This is a genomic window from Pontibacter ruber (assembly GCF_023630205.1).
GTDB lineage: Bacteria > Bacteroidota > Bacteroidia > Cytophagales > Hymenobacteraceae > Pontibacter > Pontibacter ruber.
In genome coordinates this window covers 38,357-55,483 of record NZ_JALPRR010000001.1, presented here as the reverse complement: position 1 = coordinate 55,483, position 17,127 = coordinate 38,357, and the positions used below count along the sequence as shown (strand labels likewise).

Annotated in this window: 18 protein-coding genes; 7 read left to right on the top strand and 11 right to left on the bottom strand. The window is 49.6% G+C overall.

Going from position 1 to position 17,127, the window contains the following annotated elements:
• Positions 1 to 14: 14 nt before the first annotated feature.
• From MJ611_RS00265 to MJ611_RS00255, 3 genes are read right to left on the bottom strand one after another with little or no spacing between them, the layout of a single operon-like run.
• Positions 15 to 506, bottom strand: a complete 492-nt coding sequence (locus MJ611_RS00265) for a dihydrofolate reductase (RefSeq protein ID WP_250427346.1) — start codon at positions 504 to 506, stop codon at positions 15 to 17.
• Between the two features lie 4 nt (positions 507 to 510).
• A complete protein-coding gene (gene fmt, locus MJ611_RS00260) occupies positions 511 to 1,440 on the bottom strand; it encodes a methionyl-tRNA formyltransferase (RefSeq protein WP_250427345.1) in 930 nt (309 codons plus the stop codon).
• A 4-nt stretch (positions 1,441 to 1,444) separates the two neighbouring features.
• Positions 1,445 to 2,710, bottom strand: a complete 1,266-nt coding sequence (locus MJ611_RS00255; RefSeq protein WP_250427344.1) for an exo-beta-N-acetylmuramidase NamZ family protein — start codon at positions 2,708 to 2,710, stop codon at positions 1,445 to 1,447.
• 32 nt (positions 2,711 to 2,742) lie between these two features.
• Between MJ611_RS00255 and MJ611_RS20595 the strand changes: the two genes are divergently transcribed.
• A complete protein-coding gene (locus tag MJ611_RS20595) occupies positions 2,743 to 3,957 on the top strand; it encodes an ABC transporter permease (protein ID WP_250427343.1) in 1,215 nt (404 codons plus the stop codon).
• 83 nt (positions 3,958 to 4,040) lie between these two features.
• Here MJ611_RS20595 and MJ611_RS00245 read toward each other — a convergent pair whose 3' ends face one another.
• The 3 genes from MJ611_RS00245 to MJ611_RS00235 form a co-directional block, all read right to left on the bottom strand.
• Positions 4,041 to 4,832: a mechanosensitive ion channel family protein gene (locus tag MJ611_RS00245; RefSeq protein WP_250427342.1), complete on the bottom strand. Its 792-nt coding sequence runs from the start codon at positions 4,830 to 4,832 to the stop codon at positions 4,041 to 4,043.
• A 95-nt stretch (positions 4,833 to 4,927) separates the two neighbouring features.
• Positions 4,928 to 5,629, bottom strand: coding sequence for a peptidoglycan DD-metalloendopeptidase family protein (locus tag MJ611_RS00240; RefSeq protein ID WP_250427341.1), 702 nt, complete (start codon positions 5,627 to 5,629; stop codon positions 4,928 to 4,930).
• Positions 5,630 to 5,678: 49 nt separating this feature from the next.
• Complete coding sequence (locus tag MJ611_RS00235) at positions 5,679 to 6,233, bottom strand: HNH endonuclease (RefSeq protein WP_250427340.1); 555 nt, start codon at positions 6,231 to 6,233, stop codon at positions 5,679 to 5,681.
• 268 nt (positions 6,234 to 6,501) lie between these two features.
• Between MJ611_RS00235 and MJ611_RS00230 the strand changes: the two genes are divergently transcribed.
• Positions 6,502 to 7,584, top strand: a complete 1,083-nt coding sequence (locus MJ611_RS00230; protein ID WP_250427339.1) for a ferredoxin--NADP reductase — start codon at positions 6,502 to 6,504, stop codon at positions 7,582 to 7,584.
• A gap of 112 nt (positions 7,585 to 7,696) precedes the next feature.
• Entirely contained in the window at positions 7,697 to 9,427 is a 1,731-nt protein-coding gene (locus tag MJ611_RS00225) for a M3 family oligoendopeptidase (protein WP_250427338.1), read from the top strand.
• Positions 9,428 to 9,523: 96 nt separating this feature from the next.
• On the opposite strand, the gene paaD is transcribed toward MJ611_RS00225, so the two are convergent.
• The 5 genes from paaD to MJ611_RS00200 all read right to left on the bottom strand — a co-directional run bounded on the left by paaD (position 9,524) and on the right by MJ611_RS00200 (position 13,252).
• Entirely contained in the window at positions 9,524 to 10,009 is a 486-nt protein-coding gene (paaD, locus tag MJ611_RS00220; protein WP_250427337.1) for a 1,2-phenylacetyl-CoA epoxidase subunit PaaD, read from the bottom strand.
• A gap of 101 nt (positions 10,010 to 10,110) precedes the next feature.
• A complete protein-coding gene (gene paaC / locus MJ611_RS00215) occupies positions 10,111 to 10,866 on the bottom strand; it encodes a 1,2-phenylacetyl-CoA epoxidase subunit PaaC (protein ID WP_250427336.1) in 756 nt (251 codons plus the stop codon).
• Positions 10,866 to 11,504 carry a phenylacetic acid degradation b gene (locus MJ611_RS00210; RefSeq protein WP_250427335.1) on the bottom strand — a complete coding sequence of 213 codons (639 nt, stop codon included), beginning with the start codon at positions 11,502 to 11,504 and terminating at the stop codon, positions 10,866 to 10,868. Before MJ611_RS00210 ends, paaC begins: the two co-directional genes overlap by 1 nt.
• Before the next feature lie 85 nt (positions 11,505 to 11,589).
• A complete protein-coding gene (paaA, locus tag MJ611_RS00205; protein ID WP_250427334.1) occupies positions 11,590 to 12,576 on the bottom strand; it encodes a 1,2-phenylacetyl-CoA epoxidase subunit PaaA in 987 nt (328 codons plus the stop codon).
• Positions 12,577 to 12,667: 91 nt separating this feature from the next.
• Complete coding sequence (locus MJ611_RS00200) at positions 12,668 to 13,252, bottom strand: TetR/AcrR family transcriptional regulator (RefSeq protein WP_250427333.1); 585 nt, start codon at positions 13,250 to 13,252, stop codon at positions 12,668 to 12,670.
• A gap of 960 nt (positions 13,253 to 14,212) precedes the next feature.
• Here MJ611_RS00200 and MJ611_RS00195 point away from each other — a divergent pair.
• The 4 genes from MJ611_RS00195 (at position 14,213) to MJ611_RS00180 (ending at position 17,121) form a co-directional block, all read left to right on the top strand.
• The gene (locus MJ611_RS00195; RefSeq protein WP_250428750.1) at positions 14,213 to 14,986 is read left to right on the top strand and encodes an enoyl-CoA hydratase/isomerase family protein; all 774 of its coding nucleotides are present in this window, start codon (positions 14,213 to 14,215) and stop codon (positions 14,984 to 14,986) included.
• Between the two features lie 56 nt (positions 14,987 to 15,042).
• Positions 15,043 to 15,537, top strand: a complete 495-nt coding sequence (locus MJ611_RS00190; RefSeq protein WP_250427332.1) for a sterol desaturase family protein — start codon at positions 15,043 to 15,045, stop codon at positions 15,535 to 15,537.
• A complete protein-coding gene (locus tag MJ611_RS00185; protein ID WP_250427331.1) occupies positions 15,510 to 16,397 on the top strand; it encodes a MerR family transcriptional regulator in 888 nt (295 codons plus the stop codon). The genes MJ611_RS00190 and MJ611_RS00185 overlap by 28 nt, the downstream gene beginning before the upstream one ends.
• Before the next feature lie 208 nt (positions 16,398 to 16,605).
• Entirely contained in the window at positions 16,606 to 17,121 is a 516-nt protein-coding gene (locus MJ611_RS00180) for an RNA polymerase sigma factor (RefSeq protein WP_250427330.1), read from the top strand.
• Positions 17,122 to 17,127 lie beyond the last annotated feature (6 nt).

Sequence of the window (17,127 nt, the reverse complement as noted above, 5' to 3'; positions counted from 1 at the left end):
GCTCCTTTTTTTGTTTACCTTGGCTTGCGTCGAAGCTCTATGAAGGTATAAGGGTACTTATTTTTTTCGTCCGGCTCGTGAGGGGCGGCAGATATTTGCTCCCATTCCGCCTCGTTTAGCTCCGGGAAAAACGTATCGCCATCGAACGTATGGTGCACGCGGGTGAGGTAGATAACATCGACAAACGGAAGCGCCTGCTTGTAGATTTCTGCTCCGCCAATAATGCTTACCTGTGGGTCCAGCTCTTTTGCTTTTTCAAGGGCTTCCTGTATCGAATGTGCCACTAGACAGCCCTCGGCTGTATAATCCTCCTGGCGGGTAACGATGATGGTGGTGCGGCCCGGCAGCGGCTTGCCAATCGAATCAAACGTCTTGCGACCCATGATCATGGGATGGCCCATGGTCTTCTGCTTGAAATGGCGCAGGTCGGCAGGCAGGTGCCAGATCAGTTGGTTGTCTTTCCCGATAACGTTGTTGTCGGCGATGGCTACTACGATAGAGATCATCGGCTTATGCGTTAAAAGTATAACCTCTCAGGAAATCCTGTACCAGCATGCGCTTTTTGCCTTCCATCTGCAGGTCAAGTATGGAAATGACTCCGGCAGCCGTTTGCACGTGCAGGAAGGTTTTGTTGTTGGTCTGCACCTGTCCGGGCTCTAAAGTATAAGCGGCATTATCCAGTGCTTCTACTTTAAAGATCTTAAAGGTCTTGCTTTCGAGACGGGTCCAGGCGGCCGGGTAAGGAGAGAGGCCGCGGATAAAGTTGCGTACCTGCTCCGCTGGCTGGTTCCAGTTGATCTCGCAGGTGTCTTTGAAAATCTTAGGCGCGTGTTTGGTTTCGGCGGTAAGTTGCTGCGGTTGCGGATGTACTTCGTCGCGCTCGATCGCCTGCACCGTTCTTAAAGCAAGCTTAGCGCCTTCATACTTTAGTTTCTCATACAGGCTGCCAAAATCATCCTTCTCCAGAATCGGCACGCGCTCCTGAAAGATCAGATCACCAGTATCGATCTCGTGTTTGAGGAAAAAGGAGGTGACGCCTGTCTCTTTCTCGCCGTTGATGATGGCCCAGTTGATAGGAGCGGCACCGCGGTACTGCGGCAGCAGCGAAGCATGTATGTTGAAAGAGCCAAGCTCCGGCATCGCCCATACTACCTCCGGCAACATGCGGAAGGCCACAATGATCTGCAGGTTGGCCTGATAACTACGCAGCTCTTCCAGAAATGCCTCTGATTTCAGGTTGGTAGGTTGCAGCACCGGAATGTGCTGCGACACGGCATACTCCTTTACCGGCGACTGCTGAATCTTCTGCCCGCGGCCAGCCGGTTTGTCCGGTGCCGTGATCACGGCTACGACATTATACTTATGCTCTACAAGTATCTGCAGGGTAGGCACGGCAAAATCCGGCGTACCCATAAACACGATGCGCAAATCTCTTGGCATGGTCTTATTCAAAATCAGGGTATAGTAAGTACTGCTTGCGAAGCGATTTATACTTGGACAGGGCAGGCTCCCAGCTTGCCCGAATCTCTGTTTCCGTTTTCCCGGCCTTTACCTGCTCGCGCAGTGTAGCGGTACCTGCCAGCTTTTCGAAGAAGCTGTTGAAGAACTTGTCCTGGTTAGTTGAGTTCTGGTACATATCCAGCAGATAAGCCAGGGTAAACGGTTGCGCCGTAGAAGGGTCCGTCAGGTCTTTGCCATAGCATCGCTGTCCTTTGAAGGGCGGGTCGGTGGCTCCAGGCGTGCTTACCGGAACAAAGGAGAAGTCTTTATACTTGTAGTACGGGCTGCCGATCACCTGGAAAGGAGTAGGGGTGCCGCGGCCAACGCTCACAGTAGTACCTTCAAAGAAACAGATGGAAGGGTATAGGGCAATTGCCTGTGCGTTTGGCAAATTAGGAGATGGCTTTACCGGCAGGTCATAAGCGGTCTGGTGCGTGTAGTTGGCAACCGGAATTACGGTAACATCGCACTTGTGCTGGCCTTCCAGCCATTTCTCCCCGTTGATCATGTTGGCCAGTTCACCCACGGTAAGGCCGTGTACGATCGGGATCGGGTGCATGCCTACAAAGGATTTATACTCCGGCTCCAGTACCGGGCCATCTACATAATGCCCGTTCGGGTTAGGCCGGTCCAGGATCAGCAGCGGCTTGTTGTTCTCGGCACAGGCTTCCATCACGTAGTGCATCGTGCTGATGTAGGTATAAAACCGTGTGCCTACATCCTGAATGTCGAATACCAGTATATCGAGGTTCTGGATCTGCTCCGGGAGTGGCTTTTTGTTTTTACCATAAAGGGAAATGATCGGCAGACCGGTCTTAATATCTTTCGAATCCTTTATCTGCGCTCCGGCATCCGCATCGCCCCGGAAACCATGCTCCGGCGCAAATATGGTATGGATCTTTACGCCCAGGCTCACCAGCGAATCCACAAGGTGTGTGTTTTCGATCGTAGAAGTCTGGTTAACAACCAATCCTACACGCTTGCCCTTCAGCATAGGCAAATACTTTTGTATCTGGCTGGCACCGGTCATCAACGGTTTGGCTTCGGATGTCTCGGCCGGTGTTGCAGCAGTTTGTGGAGCAGTAGTTTCTGGCTGAACAGGTGTGGTGGCGGCCTGTTTCGGGGCACAACTGCTCATGCTGAGCAACAAGGCGGAGTAAAGTATAACTAGAGGCTGTGTCATCGTAATAGAGTGGAATTCAAATTTCATACCTATCTTTAAGGCGGTTTAGAAGCAAGCGAGTGAACATCTCCAAGTATATATCACGAAAGATATCCGAAGTACAGTCCGGCTCGTTTACGTCGTCGGTTACAAAAATAGCAATTATAAGCATAGCTGCGGGCATTGCTATCATGATTGTGTCTTTTGCTATCCTGGAAGGCTTCCGCAACGAGATCAGGGCCAAGATTTTCAGTTTTGGGGCGCACCTGCAAATCAGCAAGTACGATACGAACAACTCTTTTGAAGGAGCTCCGATCAGCACGTCTACCGGCATCAACAGCACCGACGATATACCGGGCATTCTGCATATCCAGCCTTTTGCCCGCAAAACAGCCATCATCAAAACAGAGGATGAAGTGCTGGGCGTGGTGCTGAAAGGTGTTTCGAAAGACTACGACCTGAGTGCCATGCAAAAGAACCTGGATGCGGGTAAACTGATCTCTTTCAACGATACGGCATCTTCCAAAGACGTGATGCTGAGCCGCCGCATTGCCAACAAACTCCGGTTAAAAGTAGGCGACGAGGCGATATTTTATTTTATCCAGCAACCGCCCCGGGCACGCAAACTAAAAGTATCAGGTATCTTCAATACCGGGCTGGAGGAGTTTGACGAAGTGTTCGTGATGGGTGATCTGAAGCTCATTCGGGAGCTGAATGGCTGGCCCGATACGCTGGTAGGGGGCGTTGAAGTGGTGCTGAAAGATTTTGACCAGATAGATGTGGTGGCCGACCAGGTGTTCGATAAGATGAACTATGACTTGCAGCTCGAGAAGATCACCGACCGGCACGCGCAGCTGTTCGATTGGCTGAAGCTGCTGCGCAAGAACGTGATCATTTTCCTGGTGCTCATCATCTTTGTGGCAACCTTTAACATGGTATCGACGGTGTTTATCATGATCATCGAGCGCATCAACATGATTGGGGTGCTGAAAGCTATTGGAGCCACCGACCGACAGATACGGCAGGTGTTTTATTTTCGTGGCCTGCGCCTTACCCTGATCGGTATGTTCTGGGGTAACCTGATCGGGCTTGGCTTCTGCGCCGTGCAGTACTACTTCAAACTCATTCCGCTGGACCCGGAGAATTACTACATGAACACCGTACCGATCAGCTGGAATTTCGGGATCATCATTGCACTGAATCTGATCACGCTGGTGCTGACCATGCTGGCTATACTTATACCTGCCGCCATGATTGCCCGCATCAAACCGGTAAAAGCCATCAAGTTCGACTAACAGTTAAATAAGTATATCTTTAAAGCATAAAGCGGCAGCACCTCCATCAGGTGCTGCCGCTTTATGCTTTATACTTGCCAGCGTTACTTTCGGGCAATGTTGTGCTGGTCAAAGGCAGCTTTTACTTTTTCATTCAGGCCCCAGTACAGGTTCCAGTAATCGTCTTTGTTTGCCCACAGGCGCATACTTAGGGTCAGGGAGCTTTCAGCAAGGTTTGTCACTACAATGACAGGCGCGGGGTCCGGCAACACGCGTGCGTCACCGGCTATTTGTTGCTGCAGGATCTGGCGCACCAACCCGATGTCATTGTTTAGCCCTACCGTAAAAAGGAGCTCTACCCTTCTGGTCTTCTCTACCGAGTAATTCACCACCACACTCGAAGCCAGCGGGCCGTTGGGCATGTAGATCGTTTTGTTATCGGCTGTTTTGATCACGGTGTTGAAAATGTTGATCACGCGCACGGTACCCGCCTGCCCCTGTGCTTCAATATAATCGCCCACCCGGAAGGGCTTGATGGTAAGTATGAGCACGCCGCCGGCAAAGTTGGAGAGGCTGCCCTGCAGCGCCAGGCCAATGGCAAGACCGGCAGAACCCAGCACGGCTATGAAAGAGGTCATCTCAACACCCAATTGCGCGATTACCAGTACGATGAGCAGGATGCGGAACACGATGGCCAGCAGGTTGGCCAGGAAAGGGCGCAACGAAATGTCCACCTCCTTTTTCACCATCAGGTTGTAGATGAGCTTGTTGAGGCGGTTGATCACCCAGAGGCCAATAAGCAGGGTGAGCACTGCTGATACCAGCCGCATGCCATACACCATCACAAAGTTGGTAATGGTAGTGCCGTAACGTTCAAAATCAAGGAGATCAAACATGGGGATTGAATAACTGACAAAATTTAAATGGCTCCGGCGCATACTTGCAAGTATGCGCCGGAGCCAAATATGGTCAAAAATCTAAGTATAGACAACTACAGGGGCAGGTGGCGGCTCTGCAAAATCAGGTTCGGGTTCGGGCAAAGGAGCCTGTAACGCTCTTTTTCTGCTGTAGCAGCCACACCCGGAAAGTCGCCGGAGCGTCCTTCCATATCGGCCATCACCTGGAAGTGCAGGTGCGGCGGCCAGTCGCCATTTTCCGGGTACGGCCCTACGGTGGCAATTACTTCCCCTTTACTAATGTACTTTCCAACTGTTAAGCCTTCCAACGAAGTCCGGCTCAGGTGGCCGTACAAGGTATAAAAGGTTACCCCCTCCAACTCGTGTTGCAGGATGATGGTCGGGCCATAGTCGCCGAAGTTTGCGTTATCCTGAAAGCTGTGCACCACTCCATCCAGCGGAGCGTATACTTCCGTTCCCGCCTCAAGCCACACATCCACTCCCAGGTGCAGGCTCCGGTTTTGCGCGGCACCGTTGAAATGGGTACTGCGGCTATAGACAGCGCGGTTCTCCAGGTAACCACCCACGCCAATGGTAGCTTGCTTTTCGGCCAGCATGTGTTGTACGGCCTCATCAAAGGCTGCGGTGTCGCGCAGGTCGGTATGCTGCAGCCTTGTGTTGGCTGCCGTAAAATCCAGGAGGCACACGTTATCGGCACTTAGGTCGGTGTCAAACACCGGCGCAAAGGCATGCGCGTTCCTTCCCAGGATCTCGCTGAGTTTTTTGTCTGTATTCATGAAAAGTCTCGGACGGAAAGTATAGCCGCCCCTGCAAGTATAAGAAGAATCAGGTAAGTTCTTCTACATACTTGGTAAGAGTTTTCAGGCTCTTGGTTTTACCAAAAAGCTCTTCGGACTTTTTGCTGTAGGCAAGCGCTGCTTCCTGCAGTGTTTCGAAGGTACCCAGGTTGATGCGCTGCTTGTTGTGGTGGATGATCGCCCGGTATTTCTGCGCTTCTTTATGCACACCACGCACGCCAAGTTTGTTTTCGGTTTTGGAGGTGTTACGAACAATTTTGCAGAGCGGTGCCCATTCCAGGTTTTCGCGGCGGCAATCGAGTTTGTTGCCATTCTTGAAATGAACGTAGAGACGGATGTTGCTTTCAGGTTTTTCCAGCAACTGCTCCCCAATCATTTTGTGCAGGTAAATAGTTTCGTTGCGGTACTTTCCGTTTTTCAGGGGCCAGTTTTTCTGAAAGAAGGCGTACCCATTGGAGTGGATGCGCAGGTGCTTCAGGAATTCGATCTGCTGCAGGTACGCATTTTTTTGGATGTACTCGTAGGTGTGGTCGTCTACCACTACGGTTTTTTCACAGTTTTTGAGAGTCAGTTTGTAGAGCATTGTTGTTTTCAATGAATGTGATTTCTAAGAACGGAGATACGGGAAAAAGTGCCTTCCCGTTAGGTGTTGTGATTACAACTTGCTGTAAAAATGCAGCTTTTTTTTTAATCTTCGTTTCTCCTCGTTGATTGATTTGTCCGTGTACGTATACTAAGTTCAAAAGCGCTAATTTTTATACGAATCTTTCCGGTAACAGAATAGATTGTCGTAACTTTCAGCCTGGAAATATGGTTAGTAAAAATCCTTGTAGAGCCAAACTATAGAAAAAATGAGTAGCCCTTATATGAATCTGAAAGTAGTGGATATTACCCGCGAAACTTCAGATGCCATTACCATACATTTTGAACACCCCGAGAAGCAAACCATACCTTACAAACCCGGTCAGTTCCTGACCCTGATCTTACCGATTGAAGGCAAAGAAATTCGTCGTTCTTATTCGCTTAGCAGTTCGCCAAACGATACCCGGTTATCAGTTACAGTGAAACGTGTGTCGGGTGGTGTGATGTCTAATTACCTGCTGGAAAATGTGAAAGTAGGGGACGAGATCAAAGTGATGGAACCGCTTGGCAACTTCTGCCTCGAATGCGATGCCGCCAAACAGCGCGACGTCGTACTCCTGGGGGCAGGCAGTGGTATAACGCCGCTCATGTCTATACTTAAAACGGTGCTGCAACAGGAGCCCGGCAGCAGAGTTACGCTGCTGTACGGCAACCGCAACGAAGACACTGTGATCTTTAAAGAGCAACTGCAGCAACTGCAGCAGGCAAACCCGGACAGGCTAAAGGTTGAATACATCTACAGCCAACCCAACCAGGCATGCGACCACCGCGGCCGCATGAACCAAAGCATCGTCCTTAAAATTCTGGAGCGCCTGAAAATTGCCAAGTCAGCAGATGCGCTGTATTATATGTGCGGACCTGAGGGCATGATGGAAGAAGTGCGAAGAGCTCTGAACGTGTTGCATGTTCCGGCTGATCGTATTTTCCGCGAGAGCTTTGTCAGCAACAAATTACTTGAGCAGCAACAGGAGGAACATCACGGGGATGTTTTAGCCACAGACAACGACGGTGAGATAACTACCCAAACGGTTACCATCATTTACGAAGGAGCGGAGTACAGCGTGGAGGTGCAGCCAGACCAGACTATTCTGGAAGCTGCTCTGGACCAGGACGTTGACCTGCCATACTCCTGCCAGGCTGGATTGTGTACCGCCTGCCGGGGCAAGTGCCTGAGCGGTAAAGTGCATCTGGATGAGCGCGAAGGTTTGTCTGATGCCGAGCTTGAGGAAGGATACGTGCTGAACTGCGTAGGGCACCCGCTCACCAGCGATGTGGTGATCGAAATCGGCTAAAGATATATTGTTTGATAAAAAATGCAAGCCATACCTTTAAAAGGTATGGCTTTGTTTTTGCACTTTCAGGAGAAGTAACTAAATTACCCGCTTATTCACCTAGAATTAAGCTATGAACAAATCTGAATCTACTATACAGGTACCCGAGCGTAAGAAGCGCGTGTATTTGTCAGAGGATTTTAAAGTAGATACCTGGGAGACGATTCAGCCATACTTTGAAGAACTAAAAAGCCGCGAGATAAACTCGGTAGAGGAGTTGGAAAAGTGGATGGCTGACCGAAGCGAGCTGGAAAGTGTGCTTTCGGAGGACTTGGGATGGCGCTACATCCGCATGACCTGCGATACCCAAAACGAAGAGATAACAAAAGCCTTCCAATATTTTGTATCCGAAATAGATCCTAAAGTAGCTCCTTATGACCACGAGCTGAACCAGAAACTGATGCATTCACCGTACGTGAATGGCTTGGATCAGGAGAAGTACAGGATCTACCTGCGTGGTGTGGAACGGGCGCTGGAAATCTTCCGTGAAGAGAACATCCCCCTGAACACCGAGATCAGCACCAAACAGCAGCAGTATGCCGCTATAACCGGGGCCATGACCGTGACACTAGATGGGGAGGAGATGACCCTGCAACGGGCTGCCGATCGCCTGAAACTGAACGACCGTAGCAAGCGCGAAGAAGCCTGGAAAGCCGTGCAGGAGCGCCGCATAGAGGACCGCCAGAAGCTGGACGATCTGTTTGATGAGTTGTTGCAGTTGCGCAACCAGGTAGCCAAGAACGCAGACTTCGATAACTTCCGCGACTATATGTTTGCTGCCTTAGGCCGCTTCGATTACACGCCAAAAGACTGCTTCGACTTCCATGCTTCCATCGAGCAAACCATTGTACCGCTGCTCATGCGCATTGACGAAGAGCGAAAAAAAGAACTGCAGGTGGATGAACTTCGCCCCTGGGACCTGGACGTAGACACAAGTGGAAAAAAGCCGCTGGAGCCGTTCAAAACAGGAGAGGAGTTGCTGGAAAAAACCGTGCAGGTGTTCTACAAACTGGATACCTACCTGGGCGACTGCCTGGCAACGATGCGTGCGATGGGCCACCTGGATCTGGAGTCAAGAAAAGGCAAAGCGCCGGGCGGCTACAATTATCCATTGGATGAAATTGGTGTGCCGTTCATCTTTATGAATGCGACTTCCAGCCTGCGCGATGTAGTAACGATGTTGCACGAAGGTGGCCATGCTGTGCACTCCTTCCTGACCCGCGAAATGAGCCTGAACGCGTTCAAGCACCCGCCGTCAGAAGTGGCAGAACTGGCCTCTATGTCAATGGAGCTCATCTCAATGGATTACTGGGATACTTTCTTTGAAAATGAGGATGAGCTACGCCGCGCCAAGAGAACATACCTGGAAAGCGTGCTTGAAACCTTCCCGTGGGTAGCTACCGTGGATAAGTTCCAGCACTGGATCTACGAACATCCGCAGCACACGCAGGAAGAGCGCCATACTGAGTGGGTGAACATCTTTGAGACGTTTAACCACAAGATTGTGAGCTGGAAAGGGCTGGAGAAGTATAAACCCTTTGTCTGGCAGAAACAGCTGCACATCTACGAAGTGCCGTTCTACTACATTGAGTATGCCATGGCTCAGCTTGGCGCCATTGCCGTTTGGAAAAGCTACAAAGAGAATCCTGCGGTAGGACTTGCAGCCTACAAGCGTGCACTTGCTTTAGGTTACTCTGTATCTATTGGCGAAGTATACCAGGCAGCCGGCATCAAATTCGATTTCAGTACCGATTACATCAAGAGCCTTGCTGACTTTGTGCAGGAGGAGATGGAGAAACTGTAGAAAGTATAAAGTAAAGAGCAGAAGCCTTCTCATGTACTTGAGAAGGCTTCTGCTTTTATAAAGTCTTATATACTAGTGTCTAAATTCTAACGTCTCTTATAACGGCTTAAACTGCTCAAACATTTGCCTGCAGTTATTGCAGTAGTGCATGGAGCGGCAAAGGGTAGGGCCGAAAGGTGTTCTGAGGGTTGTATCTTCGCTATCGCAGTAAGGACACTTTACATGCTCCAAAATATCCAGATCCAGGATCAGGTCATACTTGGGTGGCGGGGCCAGGCCAAACTCCTTCAGGTGCTGGCGTCCCTTCTCCGTAAGCTTGTTGCTGTCCCAGGGCTTGTCGAAAGTCATGTTAACAGTATACTTGCTGATGCCATGCTTTTCGAGCGTGCGCTCCACGTCCTTCTTCATGTAATCCATGGCAGGGCAACCGGCAAAGGTAGGCGTCATGTTCACAGTAACGTGGCCTTCATCCGAAATCTCTACGCCCGTGATCACTCCCAGGTCCACCAGTGACAACACCGGTATCTCAGGGTCTTTTACCTCCTCCAGCAGGGTTAATATGTCTTCCTTGGTTAAACTCATGTTATTGTTTCTGGACAAAGGACTTGATGACAAAAGACAAAGGAGATTATTCTTTATTGAATTGTCTTTTGTCCTTTGTCAAACTGTCCTTCATCAAAGAATTACCACTCAGCAGTCGGATCGATCTTGAACACTTCGGCCATCTCATCCAGCAGCGGCTGCAGGTGCTCGGTGTGTTGTCCGTAGCGGCCGCCGAATTTTGGTTCTATACTTTCCAGGTCCGGTAGCTTCAGGTCTGTTTTCTCCAGTACCGCCTGAATGCGTTTCAGCCATTCTGCTTTCACGGCTTCCTCGCCTTCGTATACACCCGCATCGATCAGTTCCTGCTCATACTTTGATGGCTCAAACATGCCCAGTGCGTAAGGTAGCGCTTCATTCAGCGACGACTGCAGGCGAAGGATGGCTTCTTCGGTAGAAGCGCCCAGGTTCTTGATCCAGGTGTTGGCGTGCAGTACGTGGTATTTCACCTCTCCTTTCAGCTTGGTAGCAACCTTGGCAATAGGTTCGTAGCTGGAGCGGCTCAGCATTTCAAAGCGCACGATCTCTGCATTGTCGTACAGGAAGTGGCGGATCAGGCTAAAGTCGTACTCTCCGTTTGGCAGCTCTACCAACTGCGAGTTATGAAACTGCTCCGCGTTGCGTGTGAAAGCTACCGTGTCTGGGTCTGCTTCGCCAAGCTCGTTCAGCAAAGTATAGAATGCTAGGCTGTGGCCGATCTTATCCTGCGCCATCGACGAGAAAGCAATGTCTTCCTCTAGTATCGGGCCAAAGCCGGTCCATTCGGAGTTGCGGTGGCCAAGTATAAGCTCGTCGTCGGCCAGTTTATATAGCAGGTCTTTTATCGCTAACTCGTTCATTATTGCACAGCTGTGGTTTTGTTCTCTTCTTTATACTTCGTGATCTTGTCCATTACCTTATAGGCAACGGCGTCGCGGTACTTCTTGTCCGGTATGGTCAGCCACATGTCTTTATCTTCCTCGTTGTTGCGGAACACATGTTTCGACTTCACCACCCACACATTCACGATCGGGCCTTTGTCACCGAAAGCTTTCTTAGCTTCCTGCAGCGCCTCCTGGTAAGAAGTTGCTTCTACACGACCTGCATGCGTATGAGCTTTGCCTCGCTTCTTCAGGTGGAAGATCTCGTAAGCTTCCGGCTGCTCGCTGCGCTCGGTTGGCTCTTCCGTGCGGATAGCATCGTACACATTTTCGCCATCGCCCACGTAAGGCGTTACCATGATGTGCGAAGTACGGGCAACCCACATGCCGGTGCAGGCAGCACGGCGGCTATACTGCTCTTTCGAAAACAAGAAAGCGACCTCTTCGTTTGGCGCGTGAACCGGGCCTACATAAGTATAAGCAGTGCCTTCCTTTTTCTGATGGAAGGTTTCGTATGTCTCAAACTGATCCAGCACTGGCTTTGCCTCCACAGGGGGCTGCTCGCCTTCCGGCAGGTTCAGTCGGGTTACTCTCGGGTCTAATGATGTCAAAGACATAAGTTATGAGTTAAGAGTGAAGAGTTAAGAGTTATAAGTCAGAAATAAACATTCTGAACTTTTAACTCTTAACTTTTAACTGCCGCTAGGCAAGCGGCTTTACATACTTTGATTTCGGGTTAAGGAGGGCTCTGCGTACCCAGGCACCGCGCTCTTCCGCAGTGCGGCGTACGGCCAGACGCTCCGCGTTACAAGGGCCGTCGCCGTTGATCACGCGCTTGAACTCTTCCCAATCCGGCTCGGTGTAATCCCACTTGCCCGTCTCGGCGTTCTTCTTCAGGTTCGGATCCGGAAGGGTCAGGCCTAGCTCCCAGATCTTCGGCACGTACATGTCCAGGAACTGCTGGCGCATGTCATCATTAGAAGCCATCTTTACCTTCCATTTCATCAAGATCTCGGTATGCGTGCTCATCTTGTCTGGCGGCCCGAAGAAGTGCATGATCGGAGTCCACCAACGGTTAAGAGCTGCTTGGATCATTTCGCGCTGCTTAGCAGATCCAGTAGCCATGTGCACCACGGCGTCGTGACCATACTTCAGGTGGAAAGCTTCTTCCGCGCAAATTCTGTCCAGGGCGCGGCAGTACGGGCCGTAGCTGCCTTTGGCGTTGGCCAGCTGGTTTACGATGGCACCCGCGTCGATCAGCCAGGAAATAATATTGGAGTCTGCCCAAGTAAAGGCCGGGTAGTTGAAAACGTTAGAGTACTTGCTCTTGCCGTTGATCAGGTCGGTCAGCATTTGCTCGCGCGATTTGCCAAGGGTTTCGGCAGCTGAGTAAAGCAACTGCGCGTGGCCTACTTCGTCCTGCACCTTCGCCATCTGCGCCAGCTTTCTTCTGAAACCAGGTGCGCGGGTGATCCAGGTACCTTCCGGCAAAGAGCCAATGATTTCGGAGTGTGCGTGCTGCTCGATCATGCGGATCAGCTGCTTGCGGTATAGCTCCGGCATCCAGTCGTTCGGCTCAATCTTTTCGCCGCGCTCGATGCGTGCTTCAAACTCGGCCATCTTTACAGGATCTTCGTTCTGTAAAGTGTCGAATTTGGTAGCTTCAAAAACGTTTCCTCCTCCGTACATAATATTTTCAGTTTTAAGGTTCAGGTAAAGTGCCGGACTGTTGCCAGCCCGGCATTGTTTGTTTAAGGTGTGGGTAAAGGTTAGGTATAATTTAGTTTTGGTTGTTTTTCATTCCGTTCAGCAGCATAGCCGACAAATTATCAGCAATCTCATCGGCTGTCATTTTACCCTCCGGCTTGTACCAGGTATGCAGCCAGTTAAGGCCGGAAAGTATGGTCAGCACGGCAAATTTCTCGTCCGGCACCTGAAACTCTCCGCTTTCGATACCAGACCGGATGATCTCGCGGAAGCGGTTCTCATACTTGTCGCGCAGCTCCAGAAACGTGCCGTGGAAAGGTTCGCTCAGGTGGCGCCACTCGTGCAGGAAAACTGCAGAAGCCTCCGTGTTATGCGTGAGCACTTTTACGTGTGCCTTGATGGCGTTCTTCAGCTTATCCGAAGCGCTTCCGTCCAGCGCTGCTGCCTTATCCTGTGCTTCGAAGAACTCGTTGGCCATCCGGAAGCAAACCCGCTGTAAGATCTCCTCTTTCGATTTGATATGCGAATAAATGCTTGCCGCCTCAATGCCCAGTGCATTGGCCAGATCACGCATAGAGGTAGCCGAAAACCCTCTTGTTTTAAAGAGAGAGGTGGCTGTTTGCTCTATCTGTTCTTTTCTGCTCAATACTGCTTCCATATAGGGTCAAACAAATATAAGCAACCTAACGTTCGTTAGCAAATTTATTTTTACGAAGTATAAGTGCTTGAGGTTGTGGTGGGGTGGGTGGAATGCTGGTGAAGTCAGAAAGAGTTTTTGAGGATAACGGTGATGTGTCCAAAGTATAAGCCCGTCCTTGCGCCCCTCCCAAGAGGGGAATTCCCTCCTATGATTTAGTTGAAGTTATACTTTCATAGTTGCTGTTGTCCAACCACCCCTGCGCCCCTCCTTGTCTAAGGAGTGAATCTCTGCTTTTGCTATACTTTAAGTATGCATTTCATAGCTGCCAGTCACCGCGGACAGGTCGCGACCTGTCCCTACAATGTAGCCACTTGCTTAGCCGCTAACGAAGTAGTGTTATTTCCAGTCCTTGGGTTGAGCGCCTATGCGAGTTTTTCCGGTATCGCGACAGCGATATTGCGACGATAGGAGCAAAGGAAAAGCTCCCAGCGCTCAAACCAAGGACGAGGCCCCGCGGCCGTGAGCGCACCAAAGTATAAAATGAAAGTATGGGCCAATAAGACTGAGGAATACAAGTAGCTATGAAGCAAAGGTTAGCAAGTGTAAAGTATAGACTTTCGTTATTGAAGAATAGAGCTAAGTTTTATAAAGGGTAAAATTTACGAACTCAGAAGCAGGTGCTAAATTGTATTAGCGGCAAGAACACCAACTTTGTAGGAAAAAACTGGATCGACTTAATTGATTAATTATCAGAAAATAAAGTATAAACTAACTGTTTTGTGATAGCTGGAGCGTTATTTGTGCAGGATAAACTACTCTGCCATCATAAAAGCATAAGTCTTTTATTTATTCCGCTTTTGCTTAAATTTCAAAGCCATAAAGCGCTACATGCGTATATTTAAAAACAGCCATGCTGGCATCATCTACTGATAGAACAAAATCATGACTAATACTGCAAATGCTGCTGAAAAGCAGACCATGGATTATATAAATTACTTTGTAAAGGATCGGGTTGGCTACATAACGCTGGCCAGAGCCGAAAAACGGAACGCCCTGAACTATGAGGTAGTGTCGGAGCTGAAACGGGCCTTTGCTGCTGCCGAGGACGACGATACCTGTAAAGTAATTGTGCTGCGGGCCGAAGGAAAGGTTTTCTGCGCAGGGGCAGACCTGGAGTACCTGCAGCGCCTGCAGCAGTACGATTACCACGAGAACCTGGCTGACTCTACCCACCTGATGGAGCTCTTCCGGATGATCTATACGTTGAAAAAGGTGGTGATCGCGCAGGTGCACGGGCATGCTATAGCCGGCGGCTGCGGGCTGGCTGCCATCTGCGACTTTGTCTTCACGGTACCGGAAGCCAAATTTGGCTACACCGAAGTAAAGATCGGTTTTATACCTGCCATCGTAAAAGTGTTCCTGCTTCGCAAAATTGGAGAGTCCCGGGCCAAGCAACTGCTGCTGACCGGCGATCTGATCTCGGCAGAAGAAGCACAGGCTTACGGGTTGGTGAATTACGTGGTGCCGGCCGCAGAGTTGGAAGACAAAATATATGCTTTTGCCCAGAAGCTTTGCCAGGAAAACTCCCGCCAGTCGATGGAGGTGACCAAGGAGATGATTGCCCGGGTGCAGGAAATGTCGCTGGAAGAAGGCCTGAAGTATGCCGCAGAAATGAATGCCGTGGCACGCGGTAGCGAAGACTGCCAAAAAGGAATTGCTGCTTTCCTGAACAAAGAGTCGCTCACCTGGTAAACTTTGTTTAAGATTTAAAAACTATTCGTTAAACTTGTTGTTTGTTGTGTATGCTGATGGGCATCGGAATCATGCTTTTGACTTTTGTAGCCATGGAGGGCGTGGCCTGGGTCATGCACAAGTATGTGCTGCACGGGTTCCTGTGGTTCCTGCACAAGTCCCATCACACACGCCATAACCATGCTTTTGAGCTGAACGACCTGTTCTTTGCCTATTATGGCACGTTGGCCATGCTGTTTTTTATTTTTGGCAGCGAGCCCATCGATTACAGGTTCTGGGTTGGAGCAGGCATTACGTTGTATGGCGTGGCTTACTTTTTAATACATGACGTGTTCATTCACAGGCGCATCAGGGTTTTCGGTAAAACGTCTAACGTTTACCTCAAAGCCTTGAACATGGCGCACAAAGTACACCATAAGACCGAGGCCAAAGATGGCTCTGAATCTTATGGCATGCTGTGGGTGGCACCAAGGTATTTCAAAGAAGCATACAGAATTGTTAACAAACAACAAGAATTACAGCCGTGGCGCAGTACACCATCAAAGAGTTAGAACATCTTTCCGGGATCAAAGCCCATACGATTCGTATCTGGGAGCAGCGCTACCATATACTTTCTCCGAAGCGCACAGAAACAAACATCCGGTACTACGATGATGCAGACCTGAAAGCATTACTGAACATCTCGCTGCTGAACGAGCGTGGCTATAAGATCTCAAAAATAGCGCAGATGAACCAGGAGCAGATCATGCAAAAGGTGCAGCAACTGTGCGAAACACATTCAGAATGCTCCGCGCAGATCAACACACTTGTGTCAGCGATGGTGGACATGGATGAGGAGAAATTTGACAAAACTCTATCAACTGCCGCGCTTCAGATGGGGTTTATGGATACTATGTCGCAGATCATCTATCCTTTTCTTAACAAGATCGGCATACTTTGGCAAACCGGTAACATAACTCCTGCGCACGAGCATTTTGTCTCGAATCTTGTCCGTCAGAAACTGATTGTAGCCATTGACGGGCAGGTGGTACGCCGCAGAGAAGACGCCCAGACCTTTCTGTTATACCTGCCTGAAGGAGAGTTGCATGAGTTGGCGCTGCTGTACATGAGCTACATCATCCGCTCGCACCACCAGCATGTGATTTACCTGGGGCAGAACCTGCCTTATGCTGACCTGGAGCTGACCTACAAACAATGCAGGCCACACTATATTTGTACTGTACTTACGGCTGTGCCGGAGCGCGACCAGGTGCAGCAATACATAGATAAACTAGCCGTAAACTTCCCGGATTGCCAAACGCTGGTTTACGGGCATCTGGTCCAGTTCGAGAATCTACGTTTCCCTGCCAATGTGCGCCGCCTGAGTTGCATGAGCGAATTTGTATCATTATTCAGGAAAGCCTCTGTCTGAGTAATCTCATACTTTAATTTTTTTAGGAGTGCCCTTGTTAGCCCTTCTGACCATGGTCGGAAGGGCTAAGTACTTTATTGTTTATACTTTTCTATCTTGTGTGTGTTAAATTGTTTAATGATTAAAAAAATTATTTAAACATTCTGTGGCTTTAAATTAAAATGTTGCGTATGTTTGTTTATGGTTTTACACATAAACTATAAACAAAATGACTGCGATAGAATTCAGTGCCCTTGTTCAGAATGCCGCTCAATCGTTAAGGCCTGCGGCAATGAACTTAACACGCGACATAGATGATGCCAAGGACCTGGTACAGGAAACCTTGCTGAAAGCGCTCCGCAACAGGGAGAAGTTTAAGGCAGGGACAAATCTGAAGGCCTGGTTGTACACCATCATGCGCAACACGTTTATCAATAACTATAATAAAGTAATCAAGAGGAGTAGTAATGTAGATAGCGCTGAGTATCTGCAGTACCTCAACACAGATGAAAATTATATCACGCAAAACAAAGGGGCCGCAACTTTCGTCATGAACGATATCAACGCGGCCATTGCCAACCTGAGCGAGGAGCATCGTACCCCTTTTATGATGTACTACGTGGGCTACAAGTACTTGGAAATAGCTGAGAAACTGCAGATCCCGATCGGAACTGTTAAGAACCGGATTCACATTGCCCGTAAAGAGCTGAAGCAAGCACTGAAGGTTTACCGGGTAGACGCATAAAAATCA

Bases quoted from the DNA above. Each gene is read 5' to 3' on its own strand.
- MJ611_RS00200 (WP_250427333.1), bottom strand. From the start codon at position 13,252: ATGGAAGCAGTATTGAGCAGAAAAGAACAGATAGAGCAAACAGCCACC.
- MJ611_RS00230 (WP_250427339.1), top strand. From the start codon at position 6,502: ATGAGTAGCCCTTATATGAATCTGAAAGTAGTGGATATTACCCGCGAA.
- paaC (WP_250427336.1), bottom strand. From the start codon at position 10,866: ATGAACGAGTTAGCGATAAAAGACCTGCTATATAAACTGGCCGACGAC.
- MJ611_RS00240 (WP_250427341.1), bottom strand. From the start codon at position 5,629: ATGAATACAGACAAAAAACTCAGCGAGATCCTGGGAAGGAACGCGCAT.
- fmt (WP_250427345.1), bottom strand. From the start codon at position 1,440: ATGCCAAGAGATTTGCGCATCGTGTTTATGGGTACGCCGGATTTTGCC.
- paaD (WP_250427337.1), bottom strand. From the start codon at position 10,009: ATGAGTTTAACCAAGGAAGACATATTAACCCTGCTGGAGGAGGTAAAA.
- paaA (WP_250427334.1), bottom strand. From the start codon at position 12,576: ATGTACGGAGGAGGAAACGTTTTTGAAGCTACCAAATTCGACACTTTA.
- MJ611_RS00235 (WP_250427340.1), bottom strand. From the start codon at position 6,233: ATGCTCTACAAACTGACTCTCAAAAACTGTGAAAAAACCGTAGTGGTA.
- MJ611_RS00195 (WP_250428750.1), top strand. From the start codon at position 14,213: ATGGATTATATAAATTACTTTGTAAAGGATCGGGTTGGCTACATAACG.
- MJ611_RS00255 (WP_250427344.1), bottom strand. From the start codon at position 2,710: ATGAAATTTGAATTCCACTCTATTACGATGACACAGCCTCTAGTTATA.
- MJ611_RS00190 (WP_250427332.1), top strand. From the start codon at position 15,043: ATGGGCATCGGAATCATGCTTTTGACTTTTGTAGCCATGGAGGGCGTG.
- MJ611_RS00210 (WP_250427335.1), bottom strand. From the start codon at position 11,504: ATGTCTTTGACATCATTAGACCCGAGAGTAACCCGACTGAACCTGCCG.
- MJ611_RS00225 (WP_250427338.1), top strand. From the start codon at position 7,697: ATGAACAAATCTGAATCTACTATACAGGTACCCGAGCGTAAGAAGCGC.
- MJ611_RS00265 (WP_250427346.1), bottom strand. From the start codon at position 506: ATGATCTCTATCGTAGTAGCCATCGCCGACAACAACGTTATCGGGAAA.
- MJ611_RS00180 (WP_250427330.1), top strand. From the start codon at position 16,606: ATGACTGCGATAGAATTCAGTGCCCTTGTTCAGAATGCCGCTCAATCG.
- MJ611_RS00245 (WP_250427342.1), bottom strand. From the start codon at position 4,832: ATGTTTGATCTCCTTGATTTTGAACGTTACGGCACTACCATTACCAAC.